Annotated in this window: 21 protein-coding genes and 1 riboswitch; of the genes, 13 read left to right on the top strand and 8 right to left on the bottom strand. The window is 58.8% G+C overall.

The window, feature by feature from the left end:
- Window positions 1-80: 80 nt before the first annotated feature.
- From ACOYXH_RS09745 to ACOYXH_RS09710, 8 genes are all read left to right on the top strand, one after another.
- Entirely contained in the window at window positions 81-974 is an 894-nt protein-coding gene (locus ACOYXH_RS09745) for a LysR family transcriptional regulator (RefSeq protein ID WP_220558736.1), read from the top strand.
- A 47-nt stretch (window positions 975-1,021) separates the two neighbouring features.
- Window positions 1,022-1,227, top strand: a riboswitch (cobalamin riboswitch).
- A 92-nt stretch (window positions 1,228-1,319) separates the two neighbouring features.
- Window positions 1,320-3,257 (top strand): TonB-dependent receptor plug domain-containing protein, encoded by a 1,938-nt coding sequence (locus ACOYXH_RS09740; protein ID WP_460410610.1) that lies wholly within the window; start codon window positions 1,320-1,322, stop codon window positions 3,255-3,257.
- On the top strand, window positions 3,257-3,616 hold the full coding sequence (locus ACOYXH_RS09735; protein ID WP_095049896.1) for a (2Fe-2S) ferredoxin domain-containing protein: 360 nt from the start codon (window positions 3,257-3,259) through the stop codon (window positions 3,614-3,616). Before ACOYXH_RS09740 ends, ACOYXH_RS09735 begins: the two co-directional genes overlap by 1 nt.
- Window positions 3,613-4,533 carry an ABC transporter substrate-binding protein gene (locus ACOYXH_RS09730; protein ID WP_095049895.1) on the top strand — a complete coding sequence of 307 codons (921 nt, stop codon included), beginning with the start codon at window positions 3,613-3,615 and terminating at the stop codon, window positions 4,531-4,533. Before ACOYXH_RS09735 ends, ACOYXH_RS09730 begins: the two co-directional genes overlap by 4 nt.
- 50 nt (window positions 4,534-4,583) lie before the next feature.
- Window positions 4,584-4,787, top strand: a complete 204-nt coding sequence (locus ACOYXH_RS09725; RefSeq protein WP_095049894.1) for a PLD nuclease N-terminal domain-containing protein — start codon at window positions 4,584-4,586, stop codon at window positions 4,785-4,787.
- Window positions 4,788-4,958: 171 nt separating this feature from the next.
- Window positions 4,959-5,279, top strand: a complete 321-nt coding sequence (locus tag ACOYXH_RS09720; RefSeq protein WP_095049893.1) for an isochorismate lyase — start codon at window positions 4,959-4,961, stop codon at window positions 5,277-5,279.
- 130 nt (window positions 5,280-5,409) lie between these two features.
- Window positions 5,410-5,892 carry a GNAT family N-acetyltransferase gene (locus tag ACOYXH_RS09715; protein ID WP_460410609.1) on the top strand — a complete coding sequence of 161 codons (483 nt, stop codon included), beginning with the start codon at window positions 5,410-5,412 and terminating at the stop codon, window positions 5,890-5,892.
- A 167-nt stretch (window positions 5,893-6,059) separates the two neighbouring features.
- A complete protein-coding gene (locus ACOYXH_RS09710) occupies window positions 6,060-7,601 on the top strand; it encodes a methyltransferase regulatory domain-containing protein (protein WP_460410608.1) in 1,542 nt (513 codons plus the stop codon).
- A 34-nt stretch (window positions 7,602-7,635) separates the two neighbouring features.
- Here ACOYXH_RS09710 and ACOYXH_RS09705 read toward each other — a convergent pair whose 3' ends face one another.
- A complete protein-coding gene (locus tag ACOYXH_RS09705) occupies window positions 7,636-8,121 on the bottom strand; it encodes an anti-virulence regulator CigR family protein (protein WP_460411545.1) in 486 nt (161 codons plus the stop codon).
- 125 nt (window positions 8,122-8,246) lie between these two features.
- Here ACOYXH_RS09705 and ACOYXH_RS09700 point away from each other — a divergent pair, with 125 nt between their 5' ends.
- The 3 genes from ACOYXH_RS09700 to ACOYXH_RS09690 all read left to right on the top strand — a co-directional run bounded on the left by ACOYXH_RS09700 (window position 8,247) and on the right by ACOYXH_RS09690 (window position 9,920).
- Window positions 8,247-8,708 carry a VOC family protein gene (locus ACOYXH_RS09700; protein WP_034155445.1) on the top strand — a complete coding sequence of 154 codons (462 nt, stop codon included), beginning with the start codon at window positions 8,247-8,249 and terminating at the stop codon, window positions 8,706-8,708.
- A 66-nt stretch (window positions 8,709-8,774) separates the two neighbouring features.
- On the top strand, window positions 8,775-9,683 hold the full coding sequence (locus tag ACOYXH_RS09695; protein ID WP_460410607.1) for an alpha/beta fold hydrolase: 909 nt from the start codon (window positions 8,775-8,777) through the stop codon (window positions 9,681-9,683).
- Between the two features lie 78 nt (window positions 9,684-9,761).
- The gene (locus ACOYXH_RS09690; protein WP_095049889.1) at window positions 9,762-9,920 is read left to right on the top strand and encodes a DUF2986 domain-containing protein; all 159 of its coding nucleotides are present in this window, start codon (window positions 9,762-9,764) and stop codon (window positions 9,918-9,920) included.
- A 713-nt stretch (window positions 9,921-10,633) separates the two neighbouring features.
- Here ACOYXH_RS09690 and ACOYXH_RS09685 read toward each other — a convergent pair.
- The 7 genes from ACOYXH_RS09685 to ACOYXH_RS09655 all read right to left on the bottom strand — a co-directional run bounded on the left by ACOYXH_RS09685 (window position 10,634) and on the right by ACOYXH_RS09655 (window position 16,257).
- The gene (locus ACOYXH_RS09685) at window positions 10,634-11,350 is read right to left on the bottom strand and encodes a class I SAM-dependent methyltransferase (RefSeq protein WP_095049888.1); all 717 of its coding nucleotides are present in this window, start codon (window positions 11,348-11,350) and stop codon (window positions 10,634-10,636) included.
- A gap of 117 nt (window positions 11,351-11,467) precedes the next feature.
- Window positions 11,468-11,902: an SRPBCC family protein gene (locus ACOYXH_RS09680; RefSeq protein ID WP_095049887.1), complete on the bottom strand. Its 435-nt coding sequence runs from the start codon at window positions 11,900-11,902 to the stop codon at window positions 11,468-11,470.
- Between the two features lie 65 nt (window positions 11,903-11,967).
- Entirely contained in the window at window positions 11,968-12,354 is a 387-nt protein-coding gene (locus ACOYXH_RS09675; RefSeq protein ID WP_095049886.1) for a nuclear transport factor 2 family protein, read from the bottom strand.
- Between the two features lie 81 nt (window positions 12,355-12,435).
- Complete coding sequence (locus ACOYXH_RS09670; protein ID WP_095049885.1) at window positions 12,436-13,179, bottom strand: SDR family oxidoreductase; 744 nt, start codon at window positions 13,177-13,179, stop codon at window positions 12,436-12,438.
- Window positions 13,180-13,236: 57 nt separating this feature from the next.
- The gene (locus ACOYXH_RS09665) at window positions 13,237-14,340 is read right to left on the bottom strand and encodes an alkene reductase (RefSeq protein ID WP_460410606.1); all 1,104 of its coding nucleotides are present in this window, start codon (window positions 14,338-14,340) and stop codon (window positions 13,237-13,239) included.
- A 122-nt stretch (window positions 14,341-14,462) separates the two neighbouring features.
- Entirely contained in the window at window positions 14,463-15,719 is a 1,257-nt protein-coding gene (locus tag ACOYXH_RS09660) for a cation:dicarboxylate symporter family transporter (RefSeq protein ID WP_095049883.1), read from the bottom strand.
- A gap of 112 nt (window positions 15,720-15,831) precedes the next feature.
- The gene (locus tag ACOYXH_RS09655; RefSeq protein WP_026000724.1) at window positions 15,832-16,257 is read right to left on the bottom strand and encodes a VOC family protein; all 426 of its coding nucleotides are present in this window, start codon (window positions 16,255-16,257) and stop codon (window positions 15,832-15,834) included.
- 157 nt (window positions 16,258-16,414) lie between these two features.
- Between ACOYXH_RS09655 and ACOYXH_RS09650 the strand changes: the two genes are divergently transcribed.
- Window positions 16,415-17,293, top strand: coding sequence for a LysR family transcriptional regulator (locus ACOYXH_RS09650; RefSeq protein WP_220558728.1), 879 nt, complete (start codon window positions 16,415-16,417; stop codon window positions 17,291-17,293).
- Window positions 17,294-17,429: 136 nt separating this feature from the next.
- Window positions 17,430-17,702 carry a hypothetical protein gene (locus ACOYXH_RS09645; protein ID WP_258709736.1) on the top strand — a complete coding sequence of 91 codons (273 nt, stop codon included), beginning with the start codon at window positions 17,430-17,432 and terminating at the stop codon, window positions 17,700-17,702.
- Window positions 17,703-17,739 lie beyond the last annotated feature (37 nt).

Below are 17,739 nucleotides of genomic sequence, written 5' to 3'. Positions count from 1 at the left end.
TCGCTTGCCGCCATCTTCGACTTCCCAAGCACAAAGAAAAACCAGCAGAATGCGCCAACACTTTCACTGCAGGAGTGAAAATGATCCGCATCGATGACCTTGGTTTGTTCACCCGCAGCGCCGCGCTGGGCAGCTTCACCGCTGCCGCCCATGAGGCGGATTTATTGCCCGGTCAGGTTGCCGCGGCGATCAAGCGTCTGGAGCGTGAGCTGGACGTGCGCCTGTTTGCGCGCACCACCCGCAGTCTGCGATTAACCGCCGAGGGCGAGCAATACTTGCCCACCGCCCACTCGGTGCTGGAGGCGCTCAAGCAAGGCAAGGAAAACCTGCGCGGTGAAAGCGCCACGTTGCGCGGCGTGTTGCAAGTGACGGCGCCGTCCGATCTGGGGCGCAACATTTTGCTGCCGTGGCTCACACTGTTTCGCCGCCAGCACCCGGAACTGACCTTGCGCTTTTCCCTGTCGGACCAGATGGCCGACTTGTTTCGTGACCCGGTAGACGTGGCGATTCGATACGGCTCGAATGAAGATGCCAACTACGTGGCGCTGCCGCTGGCACCGTGGAACCGGCGGGTGCTGGTCGCCGCACCGGAATACGTGGAGCGCCACGGATACCCGCAAACGCCGGACGATCTGCACAACCACGCTTGCCTGCTCTACCAGCAAGGCGGCCGGATCTACGACAAGTGGAGCCTGGGCAGTGAAACGATCCAGGTCTCGGGACCGATGTTCAGCGACGACGCCGACATCGTGCGCCGCTGGGCGTTGAGCGGCGAAGGCATCGCCAACAAATCCTGGCTGGACGTCAGTGCAGACGTGATCGCAGGGCGACTGGTCGTGCTACTGAAGGATTTTCCCGGCAATGCCTCACCGTTGAGTCTGGTGTGCCCGCATCGCAAGCAGATCACCCCGGCGGTGTCTCAGCTTTATGCGTGGTTGAGTGGCCAGTTTGTCGCTCTGGAACGCATCCAATAGCTCCCCCCCGTTGGTTGCCACATTGACGAGACGCTCCTCGAATGTTCAGATGCCGGCCAGTTTCAGGTGTCCCATGCCGCCGTGCATGGGGTGAAACGGGAAACCGGTACGTTCTTTTCGAACAAGTCCGGTGCTGCCCCCGCAACGGTATGCGCGTGATGTTTTCAATACACCACTGTGGCCAGACGGCCATGGGAAGGTGAAAACCTCGATACGCGCGAGCCCGGAGACCGGCCTGGAATTTCGTTTGGCAAAATCCTGCGGTGGGCGGGCATGGGCCGGTATTGGCTGTGCGCGATGCCTTCTCTTGCATGCTCTTCTGCGAAGATCCTTTTCGAGAAGACAATGATTCGACCTTTCAACACTTCTGCTCCAACCCTGTTCCTTGGCTGCCTGTTCAGCCCGCTGCTACTGGCCGACGACGCGCCGCTGGAACTCAATCAACAAATCGTTTCCGCACCGTCGGTGGAGTCCACCACCGTCGCCGACATGGCCAGATTCGGCAGCAAGGTCGAAATCGTCAGCCGCGAACAGATCGAACGCGCCGGCCCCAGCGCCGATGTCAGCCGCGTGATGCAGATGTTCATTCCAGGCTTGTATGTGGCGCCGAAAAACGGCCCTTTCGACTACGGCACCTATTCGCTGCTCGGCGGGCGCAACGACGACACGCTGATCCTGCTCGACGGCGTGCGCCTGAACAATCGCCTGTACGGCGGCCTCTATCTGGACACCCTGCCGGCCAACGCCATCGAACGCATCGAAGTGCTCAAGGGTGGGCAGAGCCTGTTGTTCGGCACCCAGGCCGTGTCCGGTGTGATCAACATCGTCACCCGCAGCCCGCAATCGCGCAAAGCCGCCGGCGAAGTGAATCTAGGCGTCGACAGCTTTGGCGGCACCACCGAAGACGCCCGCGTCGAGAATATCTTCACTAACGGCTTCGGCGACCTCGGTTTGTTGGCGTACGTCAGTCACAACGTCTCCGACGGTTACCAGCCCTATCGCAACCGCGACATGAAAAACGATTCCGGCAAGGATCGCGCTTACGAAGTCACCACGTTCGGCGGCAAGGCGATTCAGTCGTTCGACGATGATTCGCGGCTGGAGCTGTTTTACCAATACGCCGACGCCAACCTCGATTTCGCCCGCCCGGTCGACAACCACAAGACCACTAACGACCGCGTGCAGCAGATCGCCACGGCGACCTTCGAGCAGGCCGTCAATGAGCGCCTGAGCTACTTCGTCAAAGGCCATATCAACGACTGGGACACGCGTTATACCCGCGTCAACAACCGGGAGGGCGGCGGCACCAAAGTCATTAACCACAACGACTATTGGGGCTTCACCGACTGGGGTGTGCAGGCCGAAGGCAAGGCTGAATTGCCCGGCGATCATGTACTGGTGTTTGGCACCGACAATCAATGGTTCAAGGGCCAGGATGATGTGTTGATCATCGATAACGACAAGGCCGAAGCCCACGCTTTCTACACGCAACTGCGTCCGCAGATCGACGCCCTGCCCGACTGGCACCCGAGCATAGGCGTTCGCCACGAAGCCATGAGCGGCGGCGACAGTGCCACGGTCGGCATGCTCACTTCGCTGTATGACCTCAACGACAACTGGTCGGTGCGCGGTCAGTACGGCAGCGCCTACAAACTGCCGAACGCCGAGCAGCTGTTCGTCAATGAACCGGGCGACGAGATCGGCAATCGCAACCTGAAGCCGGAAAAAAGCCGCAATGCGGAGCTGGGTGTCGACTACAAAGGCTTTCTGCTCGACCGCGAACTCAGCGCCAGCGTGACCCTGTTCAAACGCAAGATCGACGACTTGATCACCCTCGACGACATTCAATGGGTCAACGGTGAAGGCCAGGTGCGTATGCGTGGTTTCGAGGCCGACGCCAAACTCGCGCTCAACGATCAGTGGAGCCTGCAAGCGGACATGACCCGCAACCTCACCGAATCGCGCAGCGGTGTGACCCTCAACGATATCCCGAGCTTCTTCGCCCGCTCGCGCGTGGGTTATGAGTCGGAAAACCGTCTGTGGGGTGCCGGCGGTGCGATCCGCTATATCCGCGACATCAAAAGCTCGAAGCAGGTCGAGTACGGCAATTATTCAGTGGTCGACGCCGACGCCTATCGCTACCTCGACAACGCCCACCAACACCGCGTAAGCCTGCTGGTGGAGAACCTGTTCGACCGTGATTACGTCACCAGCCGTTCGAGCAACGTCGATAACCTCGGCCGGCCGTTCACCTCCGAAGTGCGCTACACGTACCGCTTCTGATGAGTGACATCAAAACCGTCGACGGCGTCGACACGCACCCGGACTGGTCGCAGGTGCCCGAGCATGCGCGCCATGTATTCGTCTGCACCGGCCCGCGTTGCACCCAACGCGGCGCGTTGCAGTTATGGAAAACCTTGCGCCGGCACTTACTGGCGCACGATCGCATCGAGACGCCGGGCGGCGTCTTGCTGACCCGTACGCACTGTCAGTTCCCGTGCAATCTGGGGCCGATTGTGACGGTGTACCCGGAACGCTGCTGGTATGGCGTGCGCAGCCATGAAGATGTGCAGCGGCTGGTCGAGGGGCATCTGGTGGGCGGTGAAGTGGTTGCGGATTTGCTGATCAAGGCGCAGACATGAGATCGATTCTGTACGTACTTGGCGCCCTGCTCTGCTCAATGCCTGTACTCGCCGACAGTTACCGCAATTGCGGCGAAGAATGGAGCGCCGATCAATCTTCGCGCATCGTCGCGCTCAATCAGCATGCGGCCGATCTCGTCCTCGCACTGGGTGCCGGGCCAGCGCTGGTCGGCGTGGCGTATCTGGATGACACCGGTGCCGGTCAGCGCCAAGCCGAGTATTTCGGCGTACCGGTAATCGCGCGGCAGTACCCGGCCAGCGAAGTGCTTTACGCTGCGAAGCCGGATCTGGTGATCGGCGGTTTTGCCACGGCGTTCGGCGACGGGGTGACCTCGCGCTCGGGGCTTGCGCGCAATGGCGTGGGTACGTATCTGCTGGAATCCGCCTGCAATGGGCACTCGCTGGATTATTTCGCGCATGTGCGCAATGACTTGCTGACCTTGGGCAAGCTGCTGCACCAGCAGCAAAAAGCCCAAGCATTGATCGACTCCATGGAAAAGGACATTGCCAGCGCCCGAGCCTTGGCCGGTGCAGGTAAACCGTTGTCCGTGTTCTATCTCGACAGCGAAGTCAAAGGTCTCGACAGCGAAGGTCGGCGTGGCTTTGTCACTCCGCTGCTGGCGGCTGCCGGAGCACGCAATGTGTTCGCCGACATCAACCTCTATCGAGTCACCGTCAACAGCGAAACCCTGCTGGCCAGCGACCCGGACGTGATCCTGCTGGCCGACGCCGAATGGTCGCCCGCCCGCCGCAAACGCTACCTGTTGGCCCACGACCCGGTCCTCTCGCAACTGCGCGCGGTGCGCGAGAACCGCATCATCGAGATCCCTTTCACCCACCTGCTGCCAACCTACAACAGCGGCCGCGTCGCCTTGCAACTGGCCCGCCTGCTCAATGCACTGAAGAAAAATAAATGAACCCGTCGCACCGCACGCCACCTAACGAACAGACCATCAGGAGGTAGCCAATGCAAATCGAAACCGTGTGGATCGTACTGGCGGCAGTTCTTCTGCTAATCGAACTCTGGGCCATCAATCGGGTGCGCAAGAGCGAGGGGAAAGCGAGCAACAAAGGTGTATGGATTGTGCTGATCGTGTTTGTGCCGCTGTTCGGCTTGATTGCCTGGGCGTTGGCGGGGCCCAAGCATGTCAGTCATAACTCAGCATCGTAGTCAGGCCGCTAGAACCTCATCTATGCTGCACACCGCAATACGCGCCGGCCAGGCGACAACAGGGAGGTTGCATTGGCGAAGCGTATCTTAGTGATGGATGCCGGTATCGTCGGCACCTCTTTCGCGTGTCACCTGCCCGGCAAAGATTCCCCCGAAGAGAGAACGACGTACATGGAAGTGATCAACACATTACAACCCGCCGATTGTGCGGACATGCAAGACATCCGGAGTGAAATCGATCGTCTCGATCAGGCGGTTATCAAACTCCTGGGCAAACGTTTCCAGTACGTCATTGCCGCGTCGAAGTTCAAAACCTCATCGACGTCGGTTCGAGCACCTGAGCGTTACCAGGCCATGTTGGCCACCCGCCGCGAATGGGCCTGCGCCGAAGGTTTGAACGCAGACGCGATCGAGAAAATGTACAGCGACCTGGTCAATCACTTCATCGCAGAAGAGATGAAGCACTGGGCGGCGCAGCAACCGGAACGTTGACGCCTTTGCCGGAGTTTTTCACTGGCTCACGAACATGCGGCGCGTGCTGTCGACCACCGCCCGCGTGTGTCCGATGACTTCTTTTTCAACCACAACGCCAGATCCCTCACGAAATCAACGAGCGCTATTCATGGAAGAAGTCATTACCTACCGCACCGCCACCGCTGAAGATGCTCTGGCGATGTGCGAGCTGGGCCAATTGCTCAACTCGGTACACCACGCCGCCCGCCCCGATATCTACGCCGCCGCGACCGAAGATTTCGCCCGCGATTTGCCGCACTGGGCGGGGGTATTCGAAAAGCCTGGCCAGATCGTCTTCATCGCCAGCGCAGGTGAACGGCCCGTGGCGTTCATTACGGCCATCCTGTCCGCCAGTTCCGGGCCGTTGATGCAGCCGCAGAATGTTGTTCGCATCGGTTCGGTGTGTGTCGCCGAGACGTTTTGGGGTAAAGGCATTGGCCGCGCACTGATTCAACGGGTGAAAGACTGGGCTATCGCGCAAAATGCTCAAGACTTGCGCCTGACGGTCTGGCCGTTCAACGAGCGCGCGGTGCGCATGTATGCCGAGTTCGGCTTCGAGACCCGCGCCCTGGAGATGGGCGTTCGATTGTGAGGAGCGGCCAACTCCGATCATGAATAAACCCGGCAAAATATCAGCACGAACCCTATCGGATGGTTCGATCCTGCCGACAACATGCTGATGACCTGCGCAAGACTGAACGACGCACGTCCATCCTTTTACAAGAGCCACTTTCCATTACGATTCAAGAGGCTGCACCCATGAGCAATGCCTGGAACGAAGGTTATTTCACCGACGAAGGCTACACCTACAGCTATAGCCGGGAAATCAATCCGGTATTCCAGCGTTACTGCCTGTTGTTGCGCGGCTTTGCCGGTCTGGACAATCCCGACGGTTATCACTGTGAACTCGGCTTTGGCCAGGGTGTGTCGATCAATATCCACGCCACGGCCAACCCTGGTGGCTTCGTCGGGACGGACTTCCACCCCGGTCAGGCGGCCCATGCCATTGAGCTGGCGGAACTCAGCAACAACGGCGCAAAACTCTACGACGACAGCTTCGAGCAACTGCTGGCGCGCCATGATTTGCCGCAGTTCGACAGCATCAGCCTGCATGGCATCTGGACCTGGGTCAGCCGTGACAACCAGAAACTGATCGTCGAATTCGCCCGACGCCACCTCAAACCGGGTGGTCATCTCTACGTCAGCTACAACGCATTCCCGGGCTGGTCGCCTGCTGCGCCGTTGCGCCAATTGTTCAGCCTGCACGACCGCTTCGCCAATCACTCGACGCGGGCGGATCAGCGCATCGACGCCGCGTTGCAGTTTTCCGAAGCGCTGCTGGCGGCCAACCCCAAGTACGCCATTGCCGCGCCGAGTCTGGGTGCCCGGCTGCAGACCATCAAAGGTCAGGACCGCCAATACGTCGCCCACGAATATTTCAATCGCGACTGGAACTGCATGTATTTCGCCGACATGGTGGATGCACTGGCCCCGGCCAAGCTCGATTACGTCACGACCGCGGTGCCGATGGATTCGGTCGACGCACTCAACCTGAGCGCCGAAGGCCTGGCCTTTCTCGACGGTATCGAACACCCGGTGATGCGCGAGCAGGCGCGTGACTATTTCGTCAACCAGGCTTTCCGTCGCGACCTGTACGTGCGCGGTGCCAACCGACTCAGCGCGACCGAGCGCCGTTCGCGCATGCTCAATACGCGATTCGTGCTGATGCAGCCGACAGAAAACGTAGCCTCCAGCGTCACCGGCCCCGCTGGCGCAGCGACGCTGCAAGCGGAAATTTACCGCCCGCTCCTCAATGCCCTCGCGGATCAGATGTATGAAGCCAAAACGATGCAGCAGTTGCTCCATGCGGTGTCACCAATGGCCTACGACGATCTGGAACAGGCCATCGCCATCCTGGTCAGCATGGGCGCGGTAGCCCCGTGCCAGAGCGAAGCTGCCGAGGCTCTGGTGTATGAACGCTGCGCCGCGTTCAACCTGCAACTGTGCAAACGCGCGCTGTTCAATGCCGACATTCAAGTGCTGAGCAGCCCGGTCACCGGGGGTGGCGTCACCGTCAGTCGTTTCCAGCAACTGTTCCTGATTGCGATCCGTCAGGGCAAGCAGCACCCGGCGGAGTGGGCGCAACTGGCGTGGAGCGTCATCGCCGAACAAAACGAAGTGTTGGTCAAGGACGGCAAAGCGCTGACCACCGCTGAAGCCAACATCGCCGCGCTGACCGAGCAGGCCCAGGCCTTTGCCGAGCAATCGCTGATCGTGCTGAGCGCTTTGAAAATCGTCTGATCGGGGTAGGTGGTGCGCAGCGGGGCAGGAAATCTTAATCAAACGCCCCGTTGAGCACCTCGTAAATCAGGCCGGTGGCCAGCGCAACCAATATCAGATCCGTGCCCACCTGCTGCCATTCGTAGCCATCGTAATGCGGCAGGTGACCGACCAGGCGTCCATCGAGTTTTTTCGCGATCCCGGGCGGCAGCGGTTTGCCGCGTGCAAGATTCTTTTGAATGCCCGGTGGCAGCGCAGGTCCCGGGCTCCAATAGTCGCGGTAGCCACCAACAATCCCGAGCACATTGCCGCGATCGATACTAGGGGCATGACTCCAGTCACCGCCAGAGTTGTTGCCCTTGTTGCCATTGCCTTTCTGGTTACCGTGGCCCTGCACATTCTGCGAATTACCCTTGCCATTGCCATTGCCATTGCCATTGCCCTGGCCCTTTCCATTACCGGGATCAGCCAATGCCATCGCCGAGCTGACAACCAGCGCAAGAGAGGAAATCGTTGCAATCAACGTGCGTGACTTGTTCATGCGGCGCGCCTTCATGGTGGGTTGCTCCTGTGTCATCTTGACGTTACACATCAGCTTAGTTTATTCCGGCTGACCGATCGTCGATTACGCCCAGCCCATCGACACTGCCTGACAGGAGCTATTTCATGGATTTGAAGTTCAGCCACATCGACGTACTGGTCAAAGACCTTGAAGAAGCCTGTGCCTATTACGCGCAGATCCTTCAGGCGCGGATCTCCACAACGCAGACCTGGAATCGCGGGGGCCTGCACGTACGCTATGCCGTGGCGTTGATCGGTCAGGAACGCTTCATGCTGGTCCAGCCGCTGGCGGGAAATCTCAAGGAACTGTTGGATACAGTGGGCGAAGGCATGATTTACCGTCATTGCTACACGACACCTGATATCGAGTTGGCCTACGACGAACTGCTCGCCAGCGGGGTTCAGCCGGAAGACGAGAACGGCCAGCCGCTGACTCGCGAGAACCTGCAATCGCCGTCCGGAACCCGCATCATCTGGTTGCCCAAGCGCTTCGGGCATTTCTCGATCGAGATTCTCGAAGAGAAGGCGCTGGGGGCATTTATCGAGGCAGCATTTGCTTGCGGATGAAACTCCGCCGCCCCTGATCGATACGTCTACGCTCTCTCCATCGCCACCACGCTTGGAGACTTCGCCATGACCCGCCCACTGCTGACTGGCCTCGCCCTGCTCGTCCTGAGTTTCCAGGTCCACGCCGACGTCACTCCCTTCCCCGCCACCTTCCACACTCAGGACATCAAAGTCGAAGGCGCGACAATGCATGTGCGAGTTGGTGGCAAGGGTCCGGCCGTGGTGCTGTTGCATGGTTTCGGTGATACCGGCGACATGTGGGCGCCGCTGGCGGCGGATCTGGCCCGCGACCACACCGTGGTGGTGCCGGATCTGCGCGGCATGGGGTTATCGTCGATTCCGCAGGACGGCTACGACAAGAAGACCCAGGCCGGCGACATTCTTCAGGTGTTGAGCGCGCTGAAGATCGAGCACTCGGTGGTCATCGGGCATGACATCGGCACCATGGTCGCGTTCGCCTATGCCGCGCGCTATCCCGAGCTGACCGAGCGCCTGGTGGTGATGGATGCGCCCGTGCCCGGCATCACACCGTGGAACGACATTGTTCGTTCGCCGATGCTCTGGCACTTCGACTTCGGCGGCGCGGACATGGAGCGTCTGGTTGCCGGGCGCGAACGCATCTACCTCGACCGCTTCTGGAACGAGTTCGCCGGCACCCCGGCCAAAGTCGATGAAGGCACCCGCCAGCATTACGCCAAGCTATACGCCCGCCCCGGCGCCATGCACGCCGCTTTTGCCCAGTTCCGCAGCATTCGTCAGGACGCCCTCGACAACGCCCCCGTTCTGCAGAAACACCTGGCCATGCCGGTGCTCGCCGTGGGCGGTGAAAAGTCCTTTGGCAACAACGAAGCGATCGTCATGCGCAATGCCGCGGACAACGTGACCGAAGTGGTGATACCGGCGGCGGGACACTGGTTGATGGAAGAGGCGCCGGCACCGACCATCAAGGCAGTGCGCGACTTTATCGCAATGTGAAGAATGGGCATTGCCTTGGCCCGACGCTTACGTCAGGATTCGCCCCTTTTGCGCGCAAGAGCAGGCCGGACAGAAAACATGAATCGTCAAAAGAAACTGCAGCAGTTGTTCAAGGAAAAGGCCAAGAAGGCCAGCGCCAAACTGGCGCCGAAAAAGCCCAAGTACATCAGCAAGGCTGAGCGGGCGAAACTGGAGGCTGAGGCAGCAGTGGAATCAATCGATTCCAGCGAGAGCTGATCCCTGCTCTACAAGAACGGCGCAATATTCGCCAGCGCCCGGTCAATGTAGAGGTCTTTCTCCGCCACCGGCGCCACGCGTTTCGCTGACCGGGCCGGGTGGTCGTTTTTTTCCTGTCCGTTTTGCGCGTTTACCGACCAAATTTACGACACATTTATTTTTATGCTTGCGCCTATTTCGGAGCCAGACTCACGATGACAAATAGCTCGCCAAACTATGAAAAAAATCATATTAAACTGATGAGATTTCATATCACCCTGGCATTATTCTATTTCCTCATCTGCTCACTTTCTGCATGGCTATGCATGATTGATAAAAGCACCTCAATAGGCATACCTGTGTTTTGCGCAGCAGCCGTTTTCGTCCATTTACTGCTTGCCTATGGAAGCAGAAACCGACTTGAGTCTTCGAGAAAAGCATCAGAGTTCATAGGTGCGTTATTGATGTTTGGTTTTCCAATAGGTACGTTGTTGGGGTACTTCTTCTTGCAATGCACAATATGGCAGGATCCGGAACAAAAACATTAATAGGCTTGTGAGAACGGACATGTGAGCGGTTCTCCTTTTCTGCGCCGATACTTGTACGACGCCGAGTTGAGCCTCTCCAGTGCACCGGCCCTGTGCAAGTGCTATGGGCTGACCAAGGAACAATGGATCGAACGCCGACGGTGACGTTAATGGCATGTCTGAGCGCACCTTGCGAACCAGTCCGCATCAAGAAGGCGTTTTACACGCCAGCCAAGCCCCCCAGAACAAACTGCTGAAAAACCGCGTCGCCTCGCCAAACCCGGCCTCATGCAACAACGCCTGAACCGCCGCTTCGGAATGCGGCGGGTCGGCGCCTTGCAGAATCTTGCCCAGCTTGGCCTTCACCTCCTCCGCACTGGCGCCCTGCTGCCGCCAACGCTGTCCCCACGCCTGGAGCAATAACGGTTGGCTGGCATAGGCGTAATGGTTGCCGGCGACAATCAGCGGTGCGCCCGGTTTGAGTCGCGCCTGAATCGCTTGCAGGATCTGGCGCTTGGGCTCATCACCGTTCAGATGATGGAGCACGCCGATCAACGTTGCCGCATCAAATGAGGCAGCAGCCGGCAGGTCTTCGACGTGGCCAAGATGCACCTGGGTTCGGTGCAGCAAGTCGTTGGCCTGCAGTTGCGCTGTCGCGGTTTCCAGCATCGGTACGGAAGGGTCGACTGCGGTGAAATGCCATTGCGGCTCCAGCGCCGCCATCGCAATGATTTCCTGCGCCGTGCCGCCAGCGCCGACCACCAGTATGTTGGCCGGACGCGAACCCAGGCTCGCCGCCAACATGCAGGCCGCCAGATCATGACAGGCGTCGTAGCCGGCCAGCGCGATGCGGCTTTGGCGGGCGTATTCGCTGGCGCGGGAGGTGTCGAATTTTTCTGCGGGGCTGGTCGAGGTTTGGCTCACGGCAATGCTCCTGGTTTTTCGAGCACGCTACGCCGAAGAGCGCGAGAGGGAAAATTCATTCGCTTCATGCCCCGCATTCCTTGCGGGAATGCGGGGCATGTGAACCTGGGTTTTGTATTACCGAGCAAGCAGCGCCTGCAGCCCACCATGGCCGTCGACGATCAGGCTGCGAATCAGTGCCTGATAGTGCTCGGCACTGTTCGGTTCTCGAAGATCGAAACTGGCCAGCCAACTGACCAGTGTTCTGTCCTGGCCTGACAAAGCAACCAGTTCCACGCTGGCCACGTAGTTGTCCAGCGGTAAGGGCGACTCTTCAAAACGGTAGGACAGCCTCAACGTCGAGTCATCAACCGACAACAAGCGCTCTCTGACAACGGCGCCATCGCTCAACGTGAGCGTGCGAATGCAGCCCACAATCTCGGGTCCTGCGCCTTCGATATGGCTGTCCACAATCGAAGGGTGCCAGTTCTTGATCTCGCCAAACTGCTTCACCACGTTCCAGACCTGTTGTGCAGCGCCTTCCACGACAGCGGAAAACTCAACCTTCGACATCTCGTATCCCCTTGTAATTGATCATCCGCCGATCCCGGCAGCGGACTACCGGGATCGACCGATATTCAGGCCTCGAACTGGTGATAAACCTTGGCGATGACCTTCCAGACGCCGCCAATTTTGATCAGGGTCAGGTAGTCGTTGTAGTCAGCACCGATCGCATCGGTTTCCATGTCCACGCGCACCACCGCGGTGGTCGGTGTGATCGCCAGCACGTCTAGACGCGTACTGATTTGCGGGGCAGCGCCGTTTTTCTCGACGAAATCAAACAGGTTCTTGATCGGGCCGCCGAGCAATTCGCCGTTGGTGAAACCGTACATCACCGCCTCTTTATGAAAGGCTTGAGCGACGCCTTGAGCATCACCGACCCGAAGACCTTCGACGTATTGATTGGCGGTGGCGATGACAGCGGTGTATTCGGCGGTCGGTACAGCCTTGATGTTCTTCGACATGGTTGTTTCCTTTCGTTGGGGGGGAGTTACAAAGGCCACCGGAAGCCAAGGCTGGCACCCGGCGGCTGGAGCAGCCAACACTCACCAGTCCTGGCGCGTCGGCGAAATGATCAGGTCGTTGACGGTGACGTTTACCGGCTGGTTGAGCGCATAGATCACCGCCCGGGCAACATCGTCAGGCGCGATGGCGATGCGGTTGAGTTCCTGGGCGGCCTTGCGCCCTTGCGGATCACTGACCTTGTCCGCCCAACCGGTATTGATAACGCCGGGGCTGACCGTGTTGACGCGGATGCCATGCTGTACGCCCAATTCCTTGCGCATGGACTCGGTCATGGCCTGCACAAAAAATTTGGTGGCGCTGTAAACACCCGCCGCCGGCCCGACCTGATGGCCGGCCACCGAGTCCATGTTGAGGATCTGCCCGGACCGCTGCTCCAGCATCACAGGCAGCACTGCCGCGGTAGCGTTGAGATAACCCTTGATGTTCACGTCGATCATCTTTTCCCAATCCTCCACGACCAGATCGACCCAATTGGAGAACAGCATCAGCCCGGCGTTATTCACCAGAATGTCGACACCGCCATAGGTGTCCTGCGCGAACCTGGCGAGTGCTCTGGTTTGCTCAAGCCGGGTCACATCAGCAGTAAAAGCGACCACGTCATGGCCGGCCTCACGCAACTCGGCGACGAAAGCCTGTAAGCCCTTTTCGTCCAGCGCAGCGACAACCACACGAACCCCTTGTGCCGCCAGCGCACGCGTCGTGGCCGCGCCGATACCGGAAGATGCACCGGTGACGATGGCGACTTTGTTGTGTAGATAATTCATGTTTCGTTCCTCTTTGCAGTGAATGCGATTGCGCCCGGTCGGTGTCAGGGTTGCCATTCAGGCGTTAGCGGTTGGCCAATCGATGTAGCCTTTCGCGCCACCGCCGTAGTAACTCTCACGCGGGGCAATGGTCAGTTCGAGACCATGGCGTAAGCGCTCGACCAGGTCGGGGTTGGCAATAAACAAACGCCCAAACGCCACCGCATCGATATGGCCCTGCGCCCGACGCTCAAGCGCCATCGCCAGGTCATAGTTGTTGTTGCCAATGAACGCGCCGTCGAACTGCGCACTCAGCGCGTCGAGATCCACGCCCGCAGGAACGCTGCGAGAAGTGGCGGTGGCGCCTTCGACGAAATGCAGGTAGGCCAGATTGAATCGATTGAGTTGCTGGATCAGGTAGCCGTAAGTCGCCATGACGTTGCTGTCGGGCGGCGTATTGCCGGCATCGGGCGTCACCGGAGACAGGCGGATACCGACACGGTCGCTGCCCCAGATGGACGCCACCGCTTCCGTCACTTGCAGCGTCAGCCGGGCACGGTTCTCGATGGAGCCGCCATAGAGGTCCGTGCGCTGATTGGTCGAATCACGCAGAAACTGGTCGAGCAGATAACTGTTGGCCGAATGCACTTCGACGCCATCGAACCCGGCTTGCCTGGCATTCTCGGCGGCGAGTTTGTACTGCTCGATGATTCCGGGAATTTCCGCGGTCTCAAGCGCGCGAGGCATCGATACCTCGACAAAACCTTTCTCGGTATACGTGCTGCCCTCAGCCTTGATGGCCGAGGGTGCGACCGGCGCTTCGCCATTGGGCTGCAACTCGACACTGGAAAAACGCCCGACGTGCCACAGCTGGCAGACGATTTTTCCGCCGGCCGCGTGCACCGCATCGGTGACTTGTTTCCACCCGGCGACCTGCGCTTGCGACCAGATGCCCGGCGTCATCGCATAGCCACGTCCCTGAGCGGAAATGTTCGTCGCCTCGGCGATGATCAAACCTGCACTCGCACGCTGAGCGTAGTAAGTCGCATGCATTTCATTCGGTACGCCGTCGTCGGCCATCCGGCTGCGCGTCACGGGGGCCATGACAATTCGATTGGCCAATTGCAGCGCGCCCATCTGCATGGGCGAAAAAAGGTCGGTATCAACAGCGTTATCAATCATAAGCACTCCTATTAAATAGACCGGTCGTCTAGTAAAGCAACCCAAAAAAAACGCCCCTGCGCCAGCGGGCGTGCACTCGTTATCGGTGCGGTTTCAAACGTGAGGGGCCGACGCTTGAAGGCTCACACTTCGGCAGCGGGATGAACACCTGACGGTTCAAGCGCGGCTCTTTCCCACTTGGCAATCACCAGCGGTGCGATGGCATTGCCCAATACGTTCAGCGTGGTCGTACCGCTGTCGATGATCCTGAAAATACCCGCGATCAATGCCACGCCCTCCAGGGGCAGACCGGCCGAAGCCAACGTAGCGGAGAGGATGATGATGGCAAACCCGGGCACCCCCGCCGCGCCTTTCGACGTCAGTACCATCGTCACCACCAGCAGGATCTGCTGCGACAGTGACAGGTCGATGCCATAGAGCTGCGCCACAAAGATCGTCGCGACACCGAGGAAAATCGAAGCGCCGTCCAGATTGAATGCATAACCCACCGGCACCACGAAACTGACGATCCGCCGCGGTACACCGTAGCGCTCCAAACGGCTCATCAACTGCGGCATGACGGCGGCGGATGCGGCACTTGAGAACGCCAGAATCAATTCACTGCGGAAGTAGCGAATCAATTTGAAAATGTTCTCCCCAATCAAGTAGCAAATGCCACCGAGTATCACCAATGCAAAGACCACCAGCGCCAGGTAAACCACGCCGATCAACTTGAGCAATGGCAACAGCGAGGCAAAACCAAAGGTCGCGACCGTGGCGCCAATCATGCCGAAGACACCAACCGGCGCGTAGGCCATGACAATAGAGACCACTTTGAACATCGCATCGGAAATGCTCTGAACCACCGCGATGGCTGGCGCACTTTTTTCTCTTGGCAGCGCATTCAGGGCGAGGCCGAACAGCACGGCGAAGAACAGTACCGAGAGCAATTTCGCTTCCGACATCGCCACCAGAACATTGTCCGGCACGATGTTCTGCACGATCACCAGCGCGCCTTTCGAGGGCTCCATGTTGATCGATGCCGTGCCATGCGACAGGCCGGAAATATCGGTGCCGCTACCCGGTTCAAAGAGGTTTGCAAAACACAAGCCGATGACAATGGCCAGCGCGGTAATAGCAAAGAAATAACCCAGCGACTTGATGCCCATGCGGCCAAACGACTTGTTATCGCCACCGCCAGCGATGCCCAGAATCATGCAACAGAAGACAATCGGTACAACCACCATCTTCATCATCTTGATAAAGATGTCACCGAGGGGCTTAAGGATCTCCGTGCTGACCCACGTTTGATATTGCGGATGGGTATTGAAATACCAACCGACGAGCACGCCAAGCAACAGCCCGGCAACGATTTGCCACACCAGGGGAATACGTTTCATGTCTAGCCTTTTTGTTGGAAGGAAAGGTCTGCGTCAGCGGCAGTTGCTAGAGTCATGAGCTTCCAGCTCACTAGGGACCAAATGGCACAACCGGGTTGTGCCATGACGGTTGTCACTTGGCGAAGAGCTGGCTCATATCCTTGAACGCCTTGAACTCCAGGGCGTTACCGCAAGGATCAAAGAGGAACATGGTGGCCTGCTCACCCACCTGCCCTTGAAAGCGGATGTAAGGTTCGATCACAAACTCGGTGCCAAAGGACTTCAGACGTTCGGCCAATGCTTCCCACTGTTGCCATCCCAAAATGATGCCGAAGTGCGGAACAGGGACGTCGTGACCGTCGACCGGGTTGCTGTGAACGCTTTCCTGGGACGCGGTTTTCGGGTGTTCATGAATCACCAGTTGGTGGCCATAAAAGTCGAAATCGACCCACTGAGTACTGGAGCGCCCTTCTTCAAGACCAAAGACTTCACCGTAAAAGGTGCGCGCTGCAGCCAGATCGTAAACGGGGATAGCGAGGTGAAAAGGCGAGAGGCTCATCAGAAACTCCAATCATGTTTTTGTTGGTTGGTGAACATTCCTGCCGTCATCGGCGCCTTGGGTTCAGCCGCTGCCGGGGGATGGGAAACATCCTAGGGCGGAAAACCAAACATAAAAATCAATATATATTTCTTAGAAACACAATTAATATTTGTGAATGATCAAAGAACTGAAGACACTCATCGCCGTAGCACGCGAAGGTACTTTCGCTGCAGCCGGCAACAGGATCGGACTCACGCAGGCTGCCGTCAGCGCCCAGATCCAGCGCCTGGAAGCCGAACTCGGCTTCGAGCTTTTCGACCGAAAGGGGCGCTCGGCACACCTCAACAGAATGGGCCACCAGATACTGCTGCAAGCGCAAGAACTGCTCAGGCTCTACGACAGCCTCGGCTCGACAACGGTGGGGCTGCCGCCCAGCGTGCTGGTCAACATCGGCGCCATTGCGTCGGTGCAGCGCTCTTATCTACCCGATGCACTCGCGAAGTTTCACCAGCACTGCCCGCAGTGCAGATCCCGGATCGTTCCGGGGTTGTCGATGGAACTGGTCAATCTGGTGGATGCTGGCGAGATCGACATGGCCGTGATCATCCGCCCACCCTTCTCACTGCAAAGTGATCTGCGCTGGACCACGCTGGCGCTGGAGCCTTACCGGTTGATCGTGCCACGCGATGTGCCGGGCGATGACTGGAGCCAATTACTTTGTAGCCAGCCGTTTATACGATATGACCGCTCCTCTTTCGGCGGCAGGCAGGTCGACCGCTTTTTACGGCAGATGCATTTCACCCTGCACGAGGTCTGCGAGCTGGATGAACTGGAGGCAATTATCAAACTGGTCGAAAACGGTGTCGGCGTGGCGCTGGTGCCGCAGACGGCGCCCGGCTTTGCCTGGCCTGCCGGCGTCCGGGTGCTCGACCTCGGTCAGCACACGTTCCACCGTGATATCGGGCTGGTGCACCGATCGCGCCAGACCTTCACCGAACCTGTACGGATGCTGGCCGAGCTGATCAGTGCGCAGGTCAAGATCGGCTATGACTGAGTGCAGGGTTGCGCCTTCACAAAGCACAGCCATTAACCGCATCAATAACAACCATTAATTCAATGAAGTTCTCTTATCAAATGCGCGGCGTAACATCGGCTCCAGACCACACCACTACATCACGGAGCACACACTCATGAAACGCCAAGCCCTTCTCAGCATCGCTTTCTCATTGTTCGCCCTGAATGCTGTTGCCGCTCCCGCGACTCAAACCGATCCGCTGTTCAGCGACGCAGTAGCCGCCGCCACCCAGACTGATCCGCTGTTCAGCGATGCCGTTGCCGCCGCCACCGAAACCGATCCGCTGTTCAGCGATGCCGTTGCCGCCGCCACCGAAACCGACCCACTGTTCAGCGATGCCGTTGCCGAAGGGGGTTCCGACCGTTTGCTCGAACGCCGCGCCGTCTGAGTGCAGCGCTTTACCGCCGTCACCGAATAAAGGCCCG

The organism is Pseudomonas sp. Mb7, assembly GCF_054790525.1.
This window is presented reverse-complemented; position numbering and strand designations above follow the sequence as displayed.

Coding starts and splice junctions, on each gene's coding strand:
- ACOYXH_RS09745 (WP_220558736.1), top strand. CDS start 81: ATGATCCGCATCGATGACCTTGGTTTGTTCACCCGCAGCGCCGCGCTG.
- ACOYXH_RS09740 (WP_460410610.1), top strand. CDS start 1,320: ATGATTCGACCTTTCAACACTTCTGCTCCAACCCTGTTCCTTGGCTGC.
- ACOYXH_RS09735 (WP_095049896.1), top strand. CDS start 3,257: ATGAGTGACATCAAAACCGTCGACGGCGTCGACACGCACCCGGACTGG.
- ACOYXH_RS09730 (WP_095049895.1), top strand. CDS start 3,613: ATGAGATCGATTCTGTACGTACTTGGCGCCCTGCTCTGCTCAATGCCT.
- ACOYXH_RS09725 (WP_095049894.1), top strand. CDS start 4,584: ATGCAAATCGAAACCGTGTGGATCGTACTGGCGGCAGTTCTTCTGCTA.
- ACOYXH_RS09720 (WP_095049893.1), top strand. CDS start 4,959: ATGGAAGTGATCAACACATTACAACCCGCCGATTGTGCGGACATGCAA.
- ACOYXH_RS09715 (WP_460410609.1), top strand. CDS start 5,410: ATGGAAGAAGTCATTACCTACCGCACCGCCACCGCTGAAGATGCTCTG.
- ACOYXH_RS09710 (WP_460410608.1), top strand. CDS start 6,060: ATGAGCAATGCCTGGAACGAAGGTTATTTCACCGACGAAGGCTACACC.
- ACOYXH_RS09705 (WP_460411545.1), bottom strand. CDS start 8,121: ATGAACAAGTCACGCACGTTGATTGCAACGATTTCCTCTCTTGCGCTG.
- ACOYXH_RS09700 (WP_034155445.1), top strand. CDS start 8,247: ATGGATTTGAAGTTCAGCCACATCGACGTACTGGTCAAAGACCTTGAA.
- ACOYXH_RS09695 (WP_460410607.1), top strand. CDS start 8,775: ATGACCCGCCCACTGCTGACTGGCCTCGCCCTGCTCGTCCTGAGTTTC.
- ACOYXH_RS09690 (WP_095049889.1), top strand. CDS start 9,762: ATGAATCGTCAAAAGAAACTGCAGCAGTTGTTCAAGGAAAAGGCCAAG.
- ACOYXH_RS09680 (WP_095049887.1), bottom strand. CDS start 11,902: ATGTCGAAGGTTGAGTTTTCCGCTGTCGTGGAAGGCGCTGCACAACAG.
- ACOYXH_RS09675 (WP_095049886.1), bottom strand. CDS start 12,354: ATGTCGAAGAACATCAAGGCTGTACCGACCGCCGAATACACCGCTGTC.
- ACOYXH_RS09670 (WP_095049885.1), bottom strand. CDS start 13,179: ATGAATTATCTACACAACAAAGTCGCCATCGTCACCGGTGCATCTTCC.
- ACOYXH_RS09665 (WP_460410606.1), bottom strand. CDS start 14,340: ATGATTGATAACGCTGTTGATACCGACCTTTTTTCGCCCATGCAGATG.
- ACOYXH_RS09660 (WP_095049883.1), bottom strand. CDS start 15,719: ATGAAACGTATTCCCCTGGTGTGGCAAATCGTTGCCGGGCTGTTGCTT.
- ACOYXH_RS09655 (WP_026000724.1), bottom strand. CDS start 16,257: ATGAGCCTCTCGCCTTTTCACCTCGCTATCCCCGTTTACGATCTGGCT.
- ACOYXH_RS09650 (WP_220558728.1), top strand. CDS start 16,415: ATGATCAAAGAACTGAAGACACTCATCGCCGTAGCACGCGAAGGTACT.
- ACOYXH_RS09645 (WP_258709736.1), top strand. CDS start 17,430: ATGAAACGCCAAGCCCTTCTCAGCATCGCTTTCTCATTGTTCGCCCTG.